Source organism: Hydrogenophaga sp. IBVHS2 (assembly GCF_002127215.1).
Lineage (GTDB): Bacteria > Pseudomonadota > Gammaproteobacteria > Burkholderiales > Burkholderiaceae_C > Hydrogenophaga.
On the sequence record NZ_NFUT01000006.1, the window covers coordinates 208,227 to 227,346 of the forward strand.

A 19,120-nucleotide genomic window follows, 5' to 3' on the forward strand; every position below is an offset into this window, starting at 1 on the left:
ATGGCCGACGACGACAGCTTCTTCTCGCGCTGGTCCCGGCGCAAGCAGCAGGTGCGCACCGGACAGCCTTTGCCAGCCGATCCGCCGGCCCCCGCGCCGGCGGTCGCCCCCACGCCTGCTGCCCGTCCGGCCCCGGTGGCCGCGCCCGCCGCAGCCGCCCCCGTGGCGCCGGCACCCGCCCCGGCCGAGGACCGCCCGCCGCCGCCCACGCTGGACGACGTGGCCGATCTCACGCCGCAGTCCGACTTCAGCCGTTTCGTGGCCCGCGACGTGTCGCCCGACGTGCGCAACGCGGCGGTCAAGAAGCTCTTTGCCGATCCGCACTTCAACGTGATGGACGGCCTGGACATCTACATCGACGACTACACCCAGCCCAGCCCGCTGTCCAAGGCCGACATGGCCCGCATGGTCGGCGCGCAGTTCCTCAAGCTGGTCGACGATCCGGCCGAAAAGAAGGCAGCTGCCGAGCCGGTGGCCTCCGAAGAGCCGGCCGCCGCAACGAACAACCCCCCCGACAGCGGGACCACCGCTGCGCCCACCGGCGAGCCCACCGTCGCCGAACTGCCCCCACCCCACGATGACCACGCTGATCTGCAACTGCAACCAGACCATGCCCCTGAACGCGAGCGTTCTGGGCCAGGCGCTGGATGAAGACCTGACCGTCCACACCACGCTGTGCCGTCGCGATGCGCCGGCGTTCCAGCGCGCCAGTCGCAGCAGCGACGAGCTGGTGGTGGCCTGCACCCAGGAAAGCCGCCTGTTCACCGAGCTGTCGACCCAGACCGAGGGCGCGGTGGCACTCGACGTGCGGCCGATCCGCTTCGTGAACATCCGCGAGACCGGCGGCTGGGGCCGTGAGGCCAGGGACGCCACGCCCAAGATGGCCGCCCTGCTGGCCGCCGCCCGCCTGCCCGATCCCGAGCCGGTGCCCACCGTCACCTACCGCAGCAGCGGCCGGCTGCTCGTCGTGGGCCCGCTGGACGAGGCCGAGCGCATCGGCGCGGTGGTGGGCGACGTGCTGGACGTCACCATCCTGGCCACCGGCGGCCGGGGTCAGCAGGAACGCCGCTTCCCGGTGCTGGGCGGCGAGCTGTCGTCGGTGCAGGGCTGGCTGGGCGCCTTCCAGGTGGAATGGACCACCGGCAACCCGATCGACCTGGACCTGTGCACCCGCTGCAACGCCTGCGTGGCCGCCTGCCCGGAAGGCGCCATCGGCCTGGACTACCAGATCGACCTGTCCCGCTGCAGCTCGCACCGCGCCTGCGTGAAGGCCTGCGAGGCCGTGGGTGCCATCGACTTCCAGCGCGACCCGGTGGCCCACACCGACACCTTCGACATCGTGCTGGACCTGCGCGAGACCCCGGCGTTCGGTCAGCACGCGCATCCCCAGGGCTACTTCCACCGCCCGGGCGGCCTGAGCGGTGACGTGGGCCTGCAGACCATCGCCCGCCTGCGCGACCTGGTGGGCGAGTTCGAGAAGCCCAAGTTCTTCACCTACAAGCAGAAGATCTGCGCCCATGGCCGCAACGAGACCGTGGGCTGCGATGCCTGCGTGCAGGTGTGTTCCGCCCTGGCCATCAGCAGCCAGGTGGACCGCCAGCAGATCGTGGTCAACCCCAACCTGTGCGTGGGCTGCGGCGCCTGCACCACCGTCTGCCCCACCGGGGCCCTGACCTACGCCTACCCCCGCGCCAGCGAGGTCGGTGTGCGCCTGCGCACCGTGCTGGCCACCTACGCCAAGGCCGGCGGCACCGATGCCGCCCTGCTGCTGCACAGCCGCGAAGGCGGTGCCGCCCTGATCGACGAGCTGGGCCGCGCGGCTCAGCTCAACCCGAAACAGGTGCGTGGTGTGCCGGCCCGCGTGATTCCGCTCCCGCTGTGGCACACCGCCTCGGCCGGCCTGGACCTGTGGCTGACCGCCTTTGCCTACGGTGCCCCGCAGGTCTGGGTGCTCATGACCGACGAGGAGGCGCCCCAGTACCGCCAGGCCCTGCAGGAGCAGATGGCGCTGGCCCAGGCCATCGTCAACGGGCTGGGTTACACCGGCACGCATTTCCGTCTGATCGAGGCCCGCACCGCCGCCGAGCTGGACAGCCAGCTCGCCGTGCCCAAGGCCCAGGGCGTCAAGCGCCGCGCCAGCTACGCGGTGCAGGCCGAGAAGCGCGCCACCATCGAACTCGCGCTCGACCACCTGCTGCAGGACAGCGCCACGCTGGGCCAGCGGGTCGAGGCGATTGCGCTGCCGGCGCCGTCGCTGTTCGGCGCGGTGGCGGTCGACCGTGACCGCTGCACCCTGTGCCTGAGCTGCGTGAGCGCCTGCCCGGCCAGCGCGCTGCAGGACAACGCCGAGCGGCCGCAGCTGCGCTTCATCGAGAAGAACTGCGTGCAGTGCGGCCTGTGCGCCACCACCTGCCCGGAAGACGCCATCAGCCTGCAGCCCCGCCTGCTGCTGACCGAGCAGCGCAAGCAGCTGCGCGTGCTCAACGAGGCCGAGCCGTTCCGCTGCATCCGCTGCAGCAAGCCCTTCGGCACGCTCAAGGGCATCGAGAACATGCTGGAGAAGCTCTCCGGCCATGCCATGTTCCAGGGCGAGGCCGCCGAGCGCCTGAAGATGTGCAGCGACTGCCGCGTGGTCGACCTCTACACCAACCCGGGCGAGACCCGCATCACCGATCTCTGAGACCGCCGCCATGATGGACCGCATTCCCGTTTCTTCCTCGCTGGACGAGGAAACCGCCCGCGCCGAGATCTATGGCCTGCTGGCCGCGCTGTACTACGCCCCGCCCACGCCCGAGCTGCTGGCCCAGCTGCGGGTGGCGGTGACCGAGGCACCGGCCGCCGGCGGCTTCCTGGAAGAGCCCTGGCGCGGTGTGGTGGCGGCCGCCCGCGACCTGAGCGATGCCCAGGTGGCCGAGGAATTCGACCGCCTGTTCGGCGGCGTCGGCAAGCCCGAGATCTTCCTGTTTGCCTCGCACCACCTGGCCGGCTTCCTCAACGAGAAGCCGCTGGCCCAGCTGCGCTCCGACCTGGCCACCCTGGGCCTGGCGCGCGACGAGACCATGCCGGAGACCGAGGACCATGTGTCCTACATCTTCGAGGTCATGCGCTACCTGATCGCCGGCGACGATGTCGAGGTGGCCAACCTGACCCAGCAGCAGAAATTCTTTGCCGCCCACGTGCAGAACTGGCTGCCGGGCATGTGCGAGGCCATCACCGCCCACCCGGCCGCGCGCTTCTACGCCGCCGTGGCGGCCTTCACGCAGGCCTTCATCGGCGTGGAAGCCCAGGGTTTCGACATGATGGCCTGAGACCTGCGGGGCCTCAGGACGCCAGCTGACCCGGCCGACCGTTGCCGGTGTCGGCGGGCGCGGTGGCCACCGGTTCGGTGAGCAGGCGAACGCAGAACCAGGCGCCCGGCGCGTCGGCGTGGTTGCCGGCCTCGATGTGGCCGCCGTAGCGCTCCACCAGGCCCTGGCTGATCCACAGCCCCAGCCCGTTGCCGTCGTTCTTGGTGGTGAAGAACGGGCGGAACAGCCGCTCCCGCGCCGCCGCCGACAGCCCCGGTCCCTCGTCCTTCACCCACAGGCTCGCGCCCGAGCCGTCCTCGTGGTCGCGGGTGACCAGCGTGAGGCGGCCGCCGTCGGGCATGGCCTGGATGGCGTTGATCAGCAGGTTGATGACCACCTGCTGCAGCTCCTGCCGGTTCATGCCCACCGGCCGGGTGGCCTGCAGGTCGCGCTCCACCAAGATGCGGGTCTGGGACAGCAGGTGGGCCACCAGCACCAGCGAGTCGGCCACGGTGCGGTTCAGGTCGAGTGCGGTCACGTAGCCGCCGAACTCGGTGGGGCGGGCGTACTGCAGCAGCTGCGTGACGATGATGCGCATGCGTTCGACCTGCTGGTCCAGCAGCGTCAGTTCGTCCTTCACGCTGCCGGCCTGCGGGCCCAGGGTCTCGCGCATGAGGTCGAGGTTGCCCTGCATCACGGCAATCGGGTTGTTGATCTCGTGGGCGATGCTGGCGGTGAGCTGGCCGATGGCGGCCAGCTTCTCGCTCTTGACCAGCTGGGCCTGGGCCAGCTGCAGCGATGCGTTGCTGGCCTGCAGTTCTTCGGTGCGCTCGGCCACCTTGCGGTCCAGCTCGTCGGCCCAGCGCTGCAGCGCCTCGGTCTTGTCCTCGATGGCGTCCAGCAGTTCGTCCAGGTGGCCGGCCAGCGCCCCGAGTTCGTCGCGTGCGGCCAGGGGGCCGACCCGGGCGCCGGTGTGGCCGTCCTCGATGCGCTGCATGGTGCGGTTCATCTGTTCCACCGGCTGGAAGATGCTGCGCGCCCAGCGCAGCGAGAACCAGGCCGACATGGCCATCACGCCCAGGAAGATCAGCCCGATCACGCCCAGCATGGCGTAGCGCAGCAGGGTGAAGGGCGCTTCGGTGAAGCCCACGTACAGCATGCCGATGCGCCGGCCCTGGGCATCGACCAGCGGGTCGTAGGCCGACACGTACCAGTCGTTCACCACGAAGGCCCGGTCCAGCCAGGTCCGGCCTTCGGCCAGCACGGTCTCCCGCACCGTCTGCGACACCCGGGTGCCGATGGCCCGCTGGTCCTGGAACAGCCGCACGTTGGTGGTGATTCGCACATCGTCCAGGAACAGCGTGGCGGTGCCCCGGCTGCCGAAGGGCAGGGCGTCGTCCGGGTAGACGATGCGGTTGATGTGATCGATGAAGCCCAGGTTCTGGTTGAGCAGCATGCCGCCGGCCAGCAGCGCCACCGTCCGGCCCTGGGCGTCCCGCACCGGCAGCGCGGACAGCACCACCATGGCCCGGGTCTCGGTGTCGCGCTCGGCCGGCGCGGCGTTTCGGGTCGGGACCAGCGGGATGTTCACCTGCTGCATCAGGTGCGGCGCCAGCGCCTGCAGCTCAAGGGCCTCCAGCCGCATGAGTTGCGCCTGCCGGTGGATGCCGGTCCGGTCCACGGCTTCCAGCACCGGCGCCGGCATCGCTGCCTGTGCGTGTCCGGCGTCGGCGCTGCTCAGGCCGGCGGGCAGGGCGCGCGCCAGCGGACGGCCCTCCGGGTCGTACAGCGCCAGGAAGTCCAGCTGCAGCAGCTCGCGGTCCACGGCCAGCTGCTGCTCCAGCGTGTTGCGCTGCCCGGGGCTGCGCAAGGCATCGGCCAGCGCGCGCGACCGGGCCACGCCCCGGGTGCCCGAACCCACCTCGGCCAGCACCTGCTGGAAGTAGCCATTGGCCACGGCCAGATCGCTGCGCACCTTGGTGATGAGCAGGCGGTCGTAGGCGGTGCTGCTCCAGGCCAGCAGCACCAGCACCAGCAGCGGGAAGGCCACCAGCAGCGGCAGCAAGGCCATGGCCAGCAGCTTGTTGCGCACCGAGCCGGCCAGCCACCCGGGCGTCCGCAGCGGGCTCATGCGCCCGCCGCGCGAAGGCGGTTCAATTCGTTCCCCATTCGGCCACACGGCGTTCCAGCGTGCGCCGCGACACGCCCAGCAGTTCGGCGGCGCGGGTCTTGTCGCCCTGCACCGAGTCGAGCACCGACTGGATGTGCAGCTTCTCCAGGGTGTGCAGGTCGGTCACCTGCGGCGTGGCCGGGGCCCGGCCCGGGTACAGCGCCGACACGTTCAGCGTGCCCAGGATCAGCGAGCGCTCGATCAGGTTGCGCAGTTCGCGCACGTTGCCCGGCCAGTCGTACTGCTGCAGGAAGGCCATCTCCTCGGCGCTCACCTGCAGCGGCTCCACGCCCAGCGTGGGCGCCAGCAGGGCATTGAAGTGCGCCACCAGGGCCGGTATGTCGTCCTTGTGCTCGCGCAGCGGCGGCAGTGCCAGGTCGGCCACCTGCAGACGGAAGTACAGGTCCTTGCGGAAGCGGCCGGCAGCCACCTCGTCCTGCAGGCGGCGGTTGGTGGCTGCCACCACCCGCAGGTTCAGCGGCACCAGCTGCTCGCTGCCCACGGGACGGATCTTGAGGTCCTCGATGGCGCGCAGCAGCGTGGCCTGGATCGAGAGCGGCAGCTCGGCCACCTCGTCCAGGAACAGCGTGCCGCCCTGTGCGTAATGGAACAGGCCGTCCCGCGCGCGTGCCGCACCGGTGAAGGCGCCCTTGGCATGGCCGAACAGCTCGCTCTCGATCAGGTCGGGCGACACGCTGGCGCAGTTCACCGGCACGAAAGGACCGCCGGCCCGGTTGCTGCGGACGTGCAGCTCGCGCGCCACCAGTTCCTTGCCGGTGCCGGATTCACCCTGCAGCAGCACGGTGCTGTCCACCGCCGCCACCCGGTCGATCCAGCTGCGCAGGTGCTGCATGGCAGCCGACGGACCAATGAGGCCCGGCACCTGTCCCGGGGCATGGGCCACCGCCCGGCGCAGCACGAAGTTCTCGCGCTTCAGGCGGGCCCGCTCGTAGCACTGCTTGACCGCATTGAGGATCTGCGGCACCCGGAAGGGCTTGAGGATGAAGTCGGAGGCGCCGGCGCGCAGCGCCTCGATGGCGGTGTCCAGATCGGCGAAGGCGGTGATCAGGATCACCTCGCCGGTGTAACCCTGTTCCCGCAGTTCCTTGAGCCAGGTCACGCCGTTCTTGCCCGGCAGCGAGATGTCCAGAATGATGAGGTCGACATGGTGGCCCTTGAGCCACTGGGCGCCGTCCTCGGCCGAACTGGCGTTCATCACGAAATGGCAGCGCGGGGCCAGGGTCTTGACCAGGAAGCTGAGCATGCCCGGCTCGTCGTCCACCACCAGGATGGACCAGTCGGGCCAGCCATCGAGCTGACGGTCGTTCGGGGGGGACAGCAGGGCATCGTTCACGGGGCGCGATTCTACGAACGAGACCCAGAAAATCGCTCGGGAATTGGCGCAAATCCGACGGTGCTGCGGGTCCATCACGACAACTTGTCGCGCGACAAGTTGTCGCACGAGGCATGACAACTTGTCACTTGCTCAGGGGATTCCACCGGTGCCTCGCGGCAGCCTGACTGCTTTGCAAAGGCGGGCTGAAGCCTTTGTGACTATCTGTCACGTCCTCATGTTCTGGCACGGATCTCGCTTTGACGCCCGGCCGAAAAGGTGCTGATCGCCCCGGGGGCGGTCAGCGGTCTTCGGTCCCCCTGGCGACAGGGGCCAGGAGGGGGTTCACGCGGTTGCACGGCGTTCAGGCCGACGGTAGATTCCCGCCCTATGCAAAGTACCCGCAAGTGGATCGCGGGTGCTCGAGTTCAACCTGGAGACATGCATGACCAAGTCCCCCCGCACTGAAGGCGAAGGCCAATCGCGCCTGAGCCGTCGTACCTTGTTCGCCGGTGCTTCCACCGTCGGTGCACTGGCGGCCGCCGCCACCGTGCTGCCGCGCGTGAGCGCCGAAGCGCCCGCTGCCGAGGCCAAGCCCGCGCCCACCAAGGGCGGTGGCTACAGCCTCACGGCGCACGTCAAGCAGTACTACCAGACCACCCGTCTGTAATCCGCTTCCGTTTTCCCCGTCCCCACGAACCGTCCGCCGCCGTGACCGCTGTTTGCGCAGACACCACGCCGGCTCATCAGGAGGCATGCAAATGCTGCTGACCAAAAAGAATTCCTCTGCGGGTGGTCACGTTTCCCACGTGCACTCCACCTTCGTGCACAACCTCAAGCGCGGCCTGTCGGCAGCGCTGCCCACCATGGACCGCCGCGCCTTTCTGCGCCGCTCGGGCCTGGGCGTGGGCGTCGGTCTGGCAGCGACCCAGCTCTCGCTGGTGAAGAAGTCGCACGCCGCCAGCGGCAAGTCGATCGACGGCACCGGCAAGATCGAAGTGCGCCGCACCGTCTGCACCCACTGCTCGGTGGGCTGCGCCACCGACGCCATCGTCGAGAACGGCGTGTGGGTGCGTCAGGAAGCCGTGTTCGATTCGCCGATCAACCTCGGCGCCCACTGCGCCAAGGGTGCGGCCCTGCGTGAGCACGGCCACGGCGAGTACCGCCTGCGCTATCCGATGAAGCTGGTCAACGGCAAGTACCAGCGCATCAGCTGGGACGAGGCCTACAACGGCATCGTGGCCAAGATGAAGGCCCTGCGCGAAGCCAGCGGTCCGGACTCGGTCTACTTCATCGGTTCGTCCAAGCACAACAACGAGCAGGCCTACCTGCTGCGCAAGTTCGTCAGCTTCTGGGGCACCAACAACTGCGACCACCAGGCCCGCATCTGCCACTCCACCACGGTGGCCGGCGTTGCCAACACCTGGGGTTACGGTGCCATGACCAACTCCTACAACGACATGCAGAACGCCAAGGTGGCGCTCTACATCGGCTCCAACGCGGCTGAAGCCCACCCGGTGTCGATGCTGCACATGCTGCATGCCAAGGAGAACGGCTGCAAGATGATCGTGGTGGATCCGCGCTTCACCCGCACCGCCGCCAAGGCCGACGAGTTCGTGCGCATCCGCTCGGGCTCCGACATCCCCTTCCTGTTCGGTGTGCTCTATCACATCTTCAAGAACGGCTGGGAAGACAAGCAGTACATCAACGACCGTGTCTACGGCATGGAAGACGTCAAGAAGGACGTCATGGCCAAGTGGACCCCGGCCGCCGTGGAAGAGGCCTGCGGCGTGAAGGAAGAGCAGGTCTTCAAGGTTGCGAAGATGCTGCACGAGAACAACCCGGGCACCATCGTGTGGTGCATGGGCCAGACGCAGCACACCATCGGCAACGCCATCGTGCGTGCCTCGTGCATCCTGCAGCTGGCGCTGGGCAACATCGGCAAGACCGGTGGCGGCACCAACATCTTCCGTGGTCACGACAACGTGCAGGGCGCGACCGACGTCGGCCCGAACCCGGACTCCCTGCCGGGCTATTACGGCCTGGCCGCCGGCTCCTGGAAGCACTTCGCTGCCACCTGGGGCGTGGACTACGAGTGGATCAAGAAGCAGTACGCCGAAGGCATGATGGAGAAGCCCGGCATCACCGTCTCCCGCTGGATCGACGGCGTGCTGGAGAACAACGAGCTGATCGACCAGGGCCCGAACCTGCGCGGTGTGTTCTTCTGGGGCCATGCGCCCAACTCCCAGACCCGTGGTCTGGAAATGAAGCGCGCCATGGACAAGCTCGACCTGCTGGTCGTGATCGATCCGTATCCCTCGGCCACCGCTTCGATGGCCGCCATGCCCGGCAAGGCCGAAGACCTGAACCCGAACCGCGAGGTGTACCTGCTGCCGGCAGCCACCCAGTTCGAGACCAGCGGTTCGTGCACCGCCTCCAACCGCTCCATCCAGTGGCGCGAGCAGGTGATCGAGCCCCTGTGGGAGAGCCGCACCGACCACATGATCATGTACCAGCTGGCCCAGAAGCTCGGCTTCGACCAGGAACTGGTCAAGAACGTCAAGCTGGTCAAGGGCAAGGGCGGCATGGACGAGCCGCAGGTCGAAGACATCCTGCGCGAGATCAACAAGTCGGTCTGGACCATCGGCTACACCGGCCAGAGCCCGGAGCGCCTGAAGGCCCACATGCGCAACATGGCCGCCTTCGACGTCAAGACGCTAAAGGCCAAGGGCAAGGTGGTGGACAAGGAGACCGGTTACGACATGACCGGCGACTACTTCGGTCTGCCCTGGCCCTGCTACGGCACCCCGGAGCTCAAGCACCCGGGTTCGCCCAACCTGTACGACACCTCCAAGCACGTCATGGACGGCGGCGGCAACTTCCGCGCCAACTTCGGCGTCGAGCGTGACGGCAAGACCCTGCTGGCCGAGGACGGCTCGCACTCCCTGGGCGCCGAGATCACCACCGGCTACCCCGAGTTCGACCACGTGCTGCTGAAGAAGCTGGGCTGGTGGGGCGACCTGTCCGAGGCCGAGCAGAAGGCCGCCGAGGGCAAGAACTGGAAGACCGACCCGACCGGCGCGATCATCCGCGTGGCCATGAAGCACGGCTGCCATCCGTTCGGCAACGCCAAGGCCCGCGCCGTGGTGTGGAACTTCCCGGATGCCATCCCGCAGCACCGCGAGCCGGTCTACGGCACCCGCCCGGACCTGATCGCCAAGTACCCCAGCCACGACGACCAGAAGACCCGCTGGCGTCTGCCCATCCTCTACAAGTCGCTGCAGGCGAAGAACGTGGAGGAGAAGCTGCACGAGAAATTCCCGCTGATCATGACCTCTGGCCGCCTGGTCGAATACGAGGGTGGCGGCGAGGAGACCCGCTCCAACCCGTGGCTGGCCGAGCTGCAGCAGGAGATGTTCGTCGAGATCCACCCCAGCGTGGCCACCTCGCGCGGCATCCGCAACGGCGAGCGCGTGTGGGTGACCAGCCCGACCGGTGCCCGCATCAATGTGCAGGCCCTGGTGACCGAGCGTGTGGCGGCCGACACGGTGTTCCTGCCGTTCCACTTCTCGGGTCGCTGGCAGGGCCAGGACATGAAGCCGTACTACCCGGATGGCGCCTTCCCGGTGGTGCGTGGTGAAGCCGTCAACACGGCCACCACCTACGGCTACGACATCATCACGATGATGCAGGAAAGCAAGACCACGATCTGCAACGTGGAGCGCGCGTAAGCGGCCGGCCCACTGCAACAGGAGAACAACATGGCACGAATGAAATTCATCTGTGACGCCGAGCGCTGCATCGAGTGCAACGGCTGCGTCACCGCCTGCAAGAACGAGCACGAAGTGCCCTGGGGCGTGAACCGCCGCCGGGTCATCACCCTCAACGACGGCGTCCCCGGCGAGAAGTCGATCTCGGTGGCCTGCATGCACTGCAGCGATGCACCCTGCATGGCCGTCTGCCCGGTGAACTGCTTCTACCGCACCGACGAAGGTGTGGTGCTGCACGACAAGGACGTCTGCATCGGCTGCGGCTACTGCTCGTACGCCTGCCCGTTCGGCGCACCGCAGTTCCCGTCGCAAGGCACCTTTGGTGTGCGCGGCAAGATGGACAAGTGCACCTTCTGCGCCGGCGGCCCCGAGGCCCACGGCAGCCAGACCGAGTTCGAGAAGTACGGTCGCAACCGTCTGGCCGAGGGCAAGCTGCCCGCCTGCGCCGAGATGTGCTCGACCAAGGCGCTGCTGGCCGGTGACGGCGACGTGGTGGCCGACATCTTCCGCACCCGTGTCCTGACCCGCGGCAAGGGTGCCGAGGTCTGGGGCTGGGGCACCGCCTACGGCACTGCACAAGGACAGAAATCGTGATCAAGCGCCTGACCCTCACCTCCGCAGCGCTGGCCGCGCTGCTGGCCCTGGCTGCCTGCGGCGACCAGCCGCAGGAGATCTCCGGCTCCGGCGTCAAGCAGGACGGTGCACCGTACACCGGCGTCGGCAAGAGCCAGTACGCCCAGGGCGGCTGGACCACCGGCGACAAGACCAGCTGGGAACAGCAGCTCAAGGCACGTGCGCAGTACGGCCAAAACGACTACGTGCGCGTCGGCGCCCAGCCCAAGTAAGGTGGTTCCATGACCATTTCCCTGACCTCCCTCTGGCGGTCCGTGCTGGTGGCCTCTGCGCTGTTGATCGGCGCGGGCGCTTCGGCCCAGACGCTGAAGGTGGAACCGGCCGACGCTGCACCCGCAGCGGCACCGGCGCCATCCAGCCAAGGCGGCATCAAGGGTGCGAACATCTTCGAGATCGCCCCCGATGCCGACAAGGACCCCAACTACGCCAACCAGACCAACGCCGAACGCAAGCAGGTTCAGCCGGGCAACAACGCACCCATGTGGCGCGATGTGGGCCAGGGCGGCGTGACCGGCACCACCAGCCTGCCCTACCTCGAGTACGGCAACCTGGTGCAGGGCTTCGTGAAGTACCCGGGTTCGGCCTACACCACCGCCGGTGAAGCCTGGCGCCAGGTGCGCAACAACTGGATCATTCCCTACGGCGGCTCGCTGCTGCTGATCGCGGGTGTGGCCCTGGCCCTGTTCTACTTCGGCAAGGGCACCATCCAGCTTCACGGCAAGGAAACCGGCCGCGTGATCGAGCGCTTCACCTATGTGGAACGCGCGGCTCACTGGGTCAACGCCATCGCCTTCGTGGTGCTGGCCGTCTCCGGCATCGTGATGGCCTTCGGCAAGTTCTTCCTGCTGCCCGTCATCGGCTCGACCCTGTTCGGCTGGCTGACCTACGCGCTGAAGAACATCCACAACTTCGTGGGCCCGGTGTTCGCCGTCTCGCTGGTCGTGGTGTTCTTCACCTTCCTCAAGGACAACTGGCCTAGCAAGGAAGACTTGCAGTGGCTGGTCAAGGCCGGTGGCCTGTTCGGCAAGGAAGAGGTGCCTTCGCACCGCTTCAATGCCGGCGAGAAGCTGGTGTTCTGGGGCGGCGTGTTCTTCCTGGGCATCATTGTGGTGGCCTCCGGCGTGTTCCTGGACAAGATCGTCCCGGGCGTCGAGTACACCCGCGCCAACATGCAGATCGCCCACATGTTCCACGGTGTCGCCACCGTGCTCATGATGGCCATGTTCATGGGTCACATCTACATGGGCACGGTCGGCATGTCCGGTGCCTACAAGGCCATGAAGACCGGCTATGTGGACGAGACCTGGGCCAAGGAGCACCACGAGCTCTGGTACAACGACATCAAGGCCGGCAAGATCCCCGCGCAGCGCACCGCCAAGGCGGCCGCCGACGCCCAGCCGGCCAAAGCCTGATCCCCGGAGGACACTCTCATGAAACGCAGCATCCTTCTGCTCTCCCTGCTGGTGTCCGGCGCGGCTTTCGCCAAGCTGCCGGCCCCGGTGCTGACCGACGAAGCCAAGGCCAAGGCGGCCGAGGCCGCTGCCAAGACGGCCCACGGCAACAAGGTCGCGGCCTATCAGCTGTGCAAGTCCATGGACAAGGCAGCGGCCAACCACTTCAAGACCACCGCCGGCCAGGGCAAGTCGGCCACGCCGGGTGCTCCGGCCTGCGTCGATCCGGGTCCGTTCGTGTACACCCCGGCGCCTGCCGCACCCGCCGCAGCAGCGGCTCCGGCGGCTCCGGCGGCGGCCGCCCCGGCCAAGAAGAGCTGATCTTCCGCCGCTCTCTGCAAAGAAGGCCCTCCGGGGCCTTTTTTGCTGTCCGCTCCGCCATACTCCTCACCCCATGAATGCCACAGCCCCGGCAGCCCTGCCGCAACTCTCCCAGGCCCAGGCCCCGCTCACCCGTGCGGTGGAGGTGGTCAACGAATTCGGCGTGCGCAGCGAGGTCTCGATCCCTGCCGAACGCGATCTCACCGTGTACGTGGACAAGCGCGAGCTGGTCACCCTCATGACGCTGGGTGCCCATCCCGAATGGCTGGTGCTGGGTTACCTGCTCAACCAGCGGCTGGTGCAGTCGGTGGACGAGATCGCCTCCATCCAGGTGGATTGGGACGTGTCGGCCGCCGTGGTGACCACCCGCCAGGGCATCGCCCGCATCGAGGAGCGCACCGCCAAGAAAGTGGTGACCACCGGCTGCGGTCAGGGCAGCGTGTTCGGCGGCCTGATGGACGAGATCGACCGCATCCGCCTGCCCGAGGGCGTGCTGCGGCAGTCGCAGCTGTACGCCATCGTCAATGCCATCCGCCTGAAGGAAAGCACCTACAAGTCGGCCGGCTCGGTGCATGCGTGTGCGCTGTTCCGGGGTGACGAGCTGCAGCTGTTCGTGGAAGACGTGGGGCGCCACAACGCGGTCGACACCATTGCCGGCTGGCTGGCGCTGCAGGACCCTTCGGTCGGCGCGTCGGCCGCTGCGATCTCGGCCACCCTGCAGCCCCCGGGCCTGGACAAGGTCTTCTACACCACCGGACGGCTGACCAGCGAGATGGTGATCAAGAGCGCCCAGATGGGTGTGGCGGCCGTCATCTCGCGCAGCGGCATCACCCAGATGGGCCTGGAGGTGGCGCAGCGGGTGGGGCTGTGTGCCGTGGGCCGGGCCACCAACCGGCACTTCTTCTGTTACGCCAACCCGCATCGCCTGTTGCTGGATGCGGTACCTTCTGCCCCTTTGACTTCCTCACCGACGACATGAGCCGCGACGTCCACATCATCGACCACCCCCTGGTGCAGCACAAACTCACGCTGATGCGCCGCAAGGACACCAGCACCAAGAGCTTCCGCGAACTGGTGCACGAGCTCTCCGCCCTGCTTGCCTACGAGCTGACCCGTGACATGCCCATGCAGGAGATCGAGATCGAGACCCCGCTGGAGAAGATGACCTCGCGGGTCATCGACGGCAAGAAGATCGTGCTGGCCTCCATCCTGCGCGCCGGCAACGGCTTCCTGGACGGCATGCTGCAGGTGCTGCCGGGTGCCCGCGTGGGCCACATCGGCCTGTACCGCGACCCGGCCACGCTCAAGGCGGTGGAGTACTACTTCAAGATGCCGCAGGACATGCACGAGCGCGACGCCATCGTGCTCGACCCCATGCTGGCCACCGGCAATTCCGCTGTGGCGGCGGTGGACCGCCTCAAGCAGACGAACCCCCGATCCATCCGCTTCGTCTGCCTGGTGACCTGCCCGGAAGGCATCCGCACCTTCCACGACCACCACCCCGACGTGCCCATCTACACCCCTGCCGTGGACCGGGGCCTGAACGAGCATGGCTACATCGTCCCGGGTCTGGGGGACGCCGGCGACCGGATCTTCGGCACGAAGTGACGGGGTTTTCCCGATGCGATAAGGTCGCCCCATGCCTCCTTCCCACGCATCGTTGCCCATCCGTTTCTGGACCCTGGGCTGGTCTTCCCTGATCCGCGACTGGCGCGCCGGCGAGCTGCGGCTGCTGGTGCTGGCGGTCACACTGGCCGTGGCCGCACTGACGGCCGTGGGCTTTTTTGCCGACCGGCTGCAGGGCGGCCTGGCCCGAGACGCCCGCGCCCTCATCGGTGGCGATGCGGTGCTCGCCAGCGACAACGCCCCGTCGCCCGAATTCGAGGTCCGCGCCCGCGAACTGGGCCTGAACACCGCGCGCACCCTGGGCTTCCCCACCATGGGCCGCGCCCGCGACGAGGAGGGCGGTGCCGCCCGCCTGGTGGCGCTCAAGGCGGTATCCGACGGCTATCCCCTGCGCGGCACGCTGCGGGTGGCCAGCGGGCCGGACGCGGCCGACGAGGCCGTCCGGTCCATCCCCCGGCCCGGCACGGTGTGGGTCGATGCCGCGCTGCTGGTGGCGCTGGACCTGAAGATGGGTCAGCCCCTGCTGCTGGGCGACTCGCAGTTCACCATCGACCGGGTGCTGGTGGTCGAGCCCGACCGTGGCGCCGGTTTCATGAGCTTCGCACCGCGCGTCATGCTCAACGAGGCCGACCTGCCGGCCACCGGCCTGGTGCAGCCTGCCAGCCGCCTGACCTACCGTCTGGCGGTGGCCGGGCCGGATGCGGCGGTGGCCACCTTCAGCCGCTGGGCGCAGGAACGCATCGATGCCACCGGCGTGCGCGGCACCCGGCTGGAGTCGCTGGAGGGCGGGCGGCCCGAGATGGAGCGCACCCTGGAGCGCGCCGAAAAATTCCTGAACCTGGTGGCCCTGCTGGCCGCGCTGCTGTGCGCGGTGGCGGTGGCCATCGCGGCACGCGGTTTTGCCCAGCGCCACCTGGATGACTGCGCCATGCTGCGCGTGCTGGGCCTGTCGCAGGGCACCATGGCCCGGGCCTACACGCTGGAGTTCGCGCTGGTGGGCCTGCTGGCCAGCGGCCTGGGCGTGCTGCTGGGCTTTGTGGTGCACCACGTGTTCGTGCTGCTGCTGGCCGGCCTGGTGGAGGCCAGCCTGCCGGCCCCGGGCATCACGCCGGTGCTGCTGGGCCTGGGCATGGGCCTGACCCTGATGATGGCTTTCGGCCTGCCGCCGGTGCTGCAGCTGGCCCAGGTGCCTCCGCTGCGGGTGATCCGGCGCGATGTGGGCCAGCTCAAGCCCGCCACACTGGGGGTGCTGGGCCTGGGCATGCTGGGCTTCGCCGCGCTGCTGCTGGCGGCCAGCCGTGACCTGTTGCTGGGGTCGATCGCGGTCGGTGGATTCGCCGCCGCGGTGCTGCTGTTTGCCGGCGTCAGCTGGCTGGCCGTCAAGCTGCTGCGCGCCAGCGTGAACGAGGCCACCGCGCCGCGCGCCCTCGTCATGGCCACGCGCCAGCTGTCCGCGCGGCCGGTGTTTGCGGTGGTGCAGGTCAGTGCCCTGTCGGTGGGCCTGCTGGCCCTGGTGCTGCTGGTGCTGCTGCGCACCGACCTGATCGCCAGCTGGCGCAACGCCACCCCGCCCGATGCGCCGGACCGCTTCGTCATCAACGTGCAGCCCGAACAGGCCGAGCCGTTCCAGCAGGCCCTGCGCACCGCCGGCGTGAACGATTTCGACTGGTACCCCATGATCCGGGGCCGTCTGGTCAGCATCAACGGGCGCAACGTGGTGCCCGAGGACTTTGGCACCGATCGCGCGCAGCGGCTGGTGGAGCGCGAATTCAACCTCTCGAACACGCCGGTGCAGCCCGACCACAACCCGGTGGTGGCCGGCCGCTGGACCGAGAACGAGATGGGTGCCATCAGCGTGGAGGAAGGTCTGGCCGAAGAGCTGGGCCTGAAACTGGGCGACACGGTGGGCTTCGACATGGCCGGCATCGTCACCGAGGCCCGCATCACCAGCCTGCGCAAGGTCGACTGGGGATCGCTGCGGGTGAACTTCTTCGTCATCTTCCCGGTCGCCACCGTGCCCGATGTGCCGGTGACCTACATCAGTGCCTTCCGGGCGCCGGCCACGCGCGGCTTCGACAACGCCCTGGTGCGCCAGTTTCCGAACATCACCAATGTCGACATGAGCCAGACCATCGCCCAGGTGCAGCGGGTGCTGGGTCAGGTGATCTCGGCGGTGGAGTTCCTGTTCGCCTTCACCCTGGCCGCCGGCCTGGTGGTGCTGCTGGCCGCCGTCACGGCCACCCGCGGCGAACGCGAGCGCGAGTTCGCCATCCTGCGGGCCGTCGGAGCCGGATCGGCCCTGCTGCGCCAGGTGCAGCGCATCGAGCTGCTGGGTGTGGGGCTGCTCGCCGGGTTCCTGGCGTCCGTGGTGGCCGTGGCCGTGGGCTGGGCGCTGGCCAAGTACGCCTTCCAGTTCAGCTGGACCGCATCGCCCTGGGTGCCTCTGGGCGGCGCCCTGGCCGGTGCGCTGCTGGCCCTGATGGCCGGCTGGTGGGGTCTGCGCAGCGTGCTGCGCACCCCGGTCGTGGAAACCTTGCGCAAGGCCGCCGCCTGAGATGACCGATCTGCAGATTCCCCAGGAAAAACCGCCCTTCGACACACCGTTCGAATGGATCGGTGGCGAGGAGCGCGTGCGTGCCCTGGTCGACCGCTTCTACGACCTCATGGACATCGAGCCCGGCTATGCAGAGCTGCGCCATGCCCATGGCAACACGCTGGACGGCGCCCGCGACAAGCTGTTCTGGTTCCTGTGCGGCTGGCTGGGCGGTCCGCAGCACTACACCGGCCGCTTCGGCCACCCGCGCCTGCGCATGCGGCACATGCCGTTTTCCATCGGCATCCTCGAACGCGACCAGTGGCTGGCGTGCATGGACCAGGCCATGGGCGAGACCGGCGTCGATCCGGTGCTGCGGCAGCGCCTGAACCAGAGCTTCTTCCAGACCGCCGACTGGATGCGCAACACCCCCTGATCCGTTTTCCGTCACCCGTTGTCCATGAACACGACCCGTCGACAGTGGCTGCAGGCTGCGGCCGCCGTGCCCTTGCTCGGTGCCTGCAGCACCTCCCCGTTCCCTTCGGCTTCTGCCGCCCCCCGCGTCCTGACCGCTGCCCCGGCCCGCCTGCCGGTGGCCGGACAGGGCGGGCTGGATGTGTGGGCCTACGGCGGCGCCGTGCCCGGCCCGGTGCTGCGCTACCGCCGCGGCGACTGGCTGGACATCGAGCTGCACAACCGCCTGCCCGATCCCACCACCATCCACTGGCACGGCATCCGCCTGCCCAACGCCATGGACGGGGTGCCCCACCTCACCCAGGCCCCCATCGAGCCGGGCGGGCGTTTCCGTTACCGCTTCCGTCTGCCGGACGCCGGCACCTTCTGGTACCACCCGCACCTGGGCACGGCCGAGCAGGTGGAGCGAGGCCTGGCCGCCGCGCTGGTGGTGGAGGAAGACCGCCCCTATCCGGTCGACCAGGACCTGGTCTGGCTGCTCGACGACTGGCGTCTGGACGAGCAAGGGCGCATCGCCGAGGACTTCTACCGCTTCCACGACGTGGCACACGCTGGCCGCCTGGGGCAGAAGATCACGGTCAACGGGGCGGAGCAGCCGCGCCAGGTGCTGCAGGCGGGGCAGCGCATCCGGCTGCGGCTCATCAATGCATCGAATGCGCGCATCTACCAGCTCGCGCTGGACGGGCTGCCGGGCTGGCTGATCGCCCGCGACGGCGTGCCGGCCGAATCGGCCATCCGCTGGGAAGGCCCGATGCTGCTGGGCCCCGGCATGCGGGCCGACATGGTGATCGATGCCAGCACCCCCGGCATGTTCGAGCTCAAGGACGAACAGTCGCGGGGCGCCGTGGCGCTGGCCCGGCTGGAGGTGCAGGGCAGGGCGGTTGCCACACCCCGTCCGGCGCCGGTGCCCCCGCCCATCGAGGGCCTGCCTGCGCCGGTGCTGGCGGGCGCTTTCGAGCAGACCATCGTGATCGGTGGCGGCGCCCGCAGCCGCGACGGCTGGCCGCAGCAGACCGAGGCCGAACGCACCGCCCGCCGTCAGCGCCGCGAAGCCGGTGCGCGCGAGGCCGACCCGGCCTGGACGCTCAACGGCGTGGCGCATACCGACCACCATCACCACCACGAACCCTTGTTCCGGGTGCCCCGAGGCCAGACCGTGCGCCTGACCTTCGACAACCGCACCGCCTGGTGGCACCCCATGCACCTGCACGGCCACCACTTTCAGGTGCTCTCGCGCAACGGGCAGCCGCTGCCCGACCGGCCGTGGCGCGACACCGTGCTGGCCGCGCCGGGCGACCGCCTGGAAGTGGCCTTCATGGCCGACAACCCCGGCCGCTGGCTCATCCATTGCCATGTGCTCGAGCACCATGCGGGCGGCATGGGCACGGTGTTCGAGGTGCAGGGCTAGTGTCCTGTCCCGGAAATAACTGGCATTAATCGTGCATGCCAGTGCGGTATCTTGGAACCGGAGATACCGCGATGAGAACAGGCAGGCCGAAGACGGAGTTGCTGCTGTCGGACG

General features: G+C 68.6%; 16 protein-coding genes. 14 read left to right on the plus strand and 2 right to left on the minus strand.

The features are described from left to right. The 3 genes from CAP38_RS14515 to CAP38_RS14525 are packed head-to-tail and all read left to right on the plus strand — an operon-like array spanning position 1 to position 3,308. Entirely contained in the window at positions 1 to 651 is a 651-nt protein-coding gene (locus tag CAP38_RS14515) for a DUF3306 domain-containing protein (protein WP_086122141.1), read from the plus strand. Further along, positions 578 to 2,680, plus strand: coding sequence for a 4Fe-4S binding protein (locus CAP38_RS14520; protein ID WP_256924470.1), 2,103 nt, complete (start codon positions 578 to 580; stop codon positions 2,678 to 2,680). The genes CAP38_RS14515 and CAP38_RS14520 overlap by 74 nt, the downstream gene beginning before the upstream one ends. Positions 2,681 to 2,690: 10 nt before the next feature. Continuing rightward, positions 2,691 to 3,308, plus strand: coding sequence for a molecular chaperone (locus CAP38_RS14525; protein ID WP_086122143.1), 618 nt, complete (start codon positions 2,691 to 2,693; stop codon positions 3,306 to 3,308). A 13-nt stretch (positions 3,309 to 3,321) separates the two neighbouring features. Here the strand turns inward: CAP38_RS14525 and CAP38_RS14530 are convergent, their stop codons facing one another. Continuing rightward, positions 3,322 to 5,418: a cache domain-containing protein gene (locus CAP38_RS14530; protein ID WP_086122144.1), complete on the minus strand. Its 2,097-nt coding sequence runs from the start codon at positions 5,416 to 5,418 to the stop codon at positions 3,322 to 3,324. 22 nt (positions 5,419 to 5,440) lie between these two features. Beyond that, positions 5,441 to 6,811, minus strand: a complete 1,371-nt coding sequence (locus CAP38_RS14535; RefSeq protein WP_256924471.1) for a sigma-54 dependent transcriptional regulator — start codon at positions 6,809 to 6,811, stop codon at positions 5,441 to 5,443. Positions 6,812 to 7,235: 424 nt separating this feature from the next. Between CAP38_RS14535 and CAP38_RS14540 the strand changes: the two genes are divergently transcribed. The 11 genes from CAP38_RS14540 (at position 7,236) to CAP38_RS14590 (ending at position 19,006) form a co-directional block, all read left to right on the plus strand. Further along, a complete protein-coding gene (locus tag CAP38_RS14540) occupies positions 7,236 to 7,460 on the plus strand; it encodes a formate dehydrogenase (protein ID WP_086122170.1) in 225 nt (74 codons plus the stop codon). Positions 7,461 to 7,551: 91 nt separating this feature from the next. After that, positions 7,552 to 10,521: a formate dehydrogenase subunit alpha gene (locus CAP38_RS14545; protein ID WP_086122146.1), complete on the plus strand. Its 2,970-nt coding sequence runs from the start codon at positions 7,552 to 7,554 to the stop codon at positions 10,519 to 10,521. Between the two features lie 30 nt (positions 10,522 to 10,551). Continuing rightward, positions 10,552 to 11,154, plus strand: coding sequence for a formate dehydrogenase FDH3 subunit beta (gene fdh3B / locus CAP38_RS14550; protein ID WP_086122147.1), 603 nt, complete (start codon positions 10,552 to 10,554; stop codon positions 11,152 to 11,154). After that, a complete protein-coding gene (locus tag CAP38_RS14555; RefSeq protein ID WP_086122148.1) occupies positions 11,151 to 11,405 on the plus strand; it encodes a hypothetical protein in 255 nt (84 codons plus the stop codon). Before fdh3B ends, CAP38_RS14555 begins: the two co-directional genes overlap by 4 nt. A 9-nt stretch (positions 11,406 to 11,414) precedes the next feature. After that, positions 11,415 to 12,605, plus strand: a complete 1,191-nt coding sequence (locus CAP38_RS14560; protein ID WP_086122149.1) for a formate dehydrogenase subunit gamma — start codon at positions 11,415 to 11,417, stop codon at positions 12,603 to 12,605. Between the two features lie 18 nt (positions 12,606 to 12,623). Continuing rightward, positions 12,624 to 12,965, plus strand: a complete 342-nt coding sequence (locus CAP38_RS14565) for a hypothetical protein (RefSeq protein WP_086122150.1) — start codon at positions 12,624 to 12,626, stop codon at positions 12,963 to 12,965. A gap of 73 nt (positions 12,966 to 13,038) precedes the next feature. Beyond that, positions 13,039 to 13,944, plus strand: coding sequence for a formate dehydrogenase accessory sulfurtransferase FdhD (locus CAP38_RS14570; protein ID WP_086122151.1), 906 nt, complete (start codon positions 13,039 to 13,041; stop codon positions 13,942 to 13,944). Continuing rightward, positions 13,941 to 14,573 (plus strand): uracil phosphoribosyltransferase, encoded by a 633-nt coding sequence (upp, locus tag CAP38_RS14575; protein WP_086122152.1) that lies wholly within the window; start codon positions 13,941 to 13,943, stop codon positions 14,571 to 14,573. The genes CAP38_RS14570 and upp overlap by 4 nt, the downstream gene beginning before the upstream one ends. Positions 14,574 to 14,604: 31 nt before the next feature. Continuing rightward, on the plus strand, positions 14,605 to 17,145 hold the full coding sequence (locus tag CAP38_RS14580; protein ID WP_086122153.1) for an ABC transporter permease: 2,541 nt from the start codon (positions 14,605 to 14,607) through the stop codon (positions 17,143 to 17,145). Position 17,146: 1 nt separating this feature from the next. Next, the gene (locus CAP38_RS14585) at positions 17,147 to 17,560 is read left to right on the plus strand and encodes a group II truncated hemoglobin (protein ID WP_086122154.1); all 414 of its coding nucleotides are present in this window, start codon (positions 17,147 to 17,149) and stop codon (positions 17,558 to 17,560) included. A gap of 24 nt (positions 17,561 to 17,584) precedes the next feature. After that, the gene (locus tag CAP38_RS14590; protein WP_086122155.1) at positions 17,585 to 19,006 is read left to right on the plus strand and encodes a multicopper oxidase family protein; all 1,422 of its coding nucleotides are present in this window, start codon (positions 17,585 to 17,587) and stop codon (positions 19,004 to 19,006) included. The last annotated feature ends 114 nt before the right edge of the window (positions 19,007 to 19,120 follow it).

Excerpts from the sequence above, each read along its gene's own strand:
- CAP38_RS14515 (WP_086122141.1), top strand. The coding sequence starts at position 1 with ATGGCCGACGACGACAGCTTCTTCTCGCGCTGGTCCCGGCGCAAGCAG.
- CAP38_RS14520 (WP_256924470.1), top strand. The coding sequence starts at position 578 with ATGACCACGCTGATCTGCAACTGCAACCAGACCATGCCCCTGAACGCG.
- CAP38_RS14525 (WP_086122143.1), top strand. The coding sequence starts at position 2,691 with ATGATGGACCGCATTCCCGTTTCTTCCTCGCTGGACGAGGAAACCGCC.
- CAP38_RS14530 (WP_086122144.1), bottom strand. The coding sequence starts at position 5,418 with ATGAGCCCGCTGCGGACGCCCGGGTGGCTGGCCGGCTCGGTGCGCAAC.
- CAP38_RS14540 (WP_086122170.1), top strand. The coding sequence starts at position 7,236 with ATGACCAAGTCCCCCCGCACTGAAGGCGAAGGCCAATCGCGCCTGAGC.
- CAP38_RS14545 (WP_086122146.1), top strand. The coding sequence starts at position 7,552 with ATGCTGCTGACCAAAAAGAATTCCTCTGCGGGTGGTCACGTTTCCCAC.
- fdh3B (WP_086122147.1), top strand. The coding sequence starts at position 10,552 with ATGGCACGAATGAAATTCATCTGTGACGCCGAGCGCTGCATCGAGTGC.
- CAP38_RS14560 (WP_086122149.1), top strand. The coding sequence starts at position 11,415 with ATGACCATTTCCCTGACCTCCCTCTGGCGGTCCGTGCTGGTGGCCTCT.
- CAP38_RS14565 (WP_086122150.1), top strand. The coding sequence starts at position 12,624 with ATGAAACGCAGCATCCTTCTGCTCTCCCTGCTGGTGTCCGGCGCGGCT.
- CAP38_RS14570 (WP_086122151.1), top strand. The coding sequence starts at position 13,039 with ATGAATGCCACAGCCCCGGCAGCCCTGCCGCAACTCTCCCAGGCCCAG.
- upp (WP_086122152.1), top strand. The coding sequence starts at position 13,941 with ATGAGCCGCGACGTCCACATCATCGACCACCCCCTGGTGCAGCACAAA.
- CAP38_RS14580 (WP_086122153.1), top strand. The coding sequence starts at position 14,605 with ATGCCTCCTTCCCACGCATCGTTGCCCATCCGTTTCTGGACCCTGGGC.
- CAP38_RS14585 (WP_086122154.1), top strand. The coding sequence starts at position 17,147 with ATGACCGATCTGCAGATTCCCCAGGAAAAACCGCCCTTCGACACACCG.
- CAP38_RS14590 (WP_086122155.1), top strand. The coding sequence starts at position 17,585 with ATGAACACGACCCGTCGACAGTGGCTGCAGGCTGCGGCCGCCGTGCCC.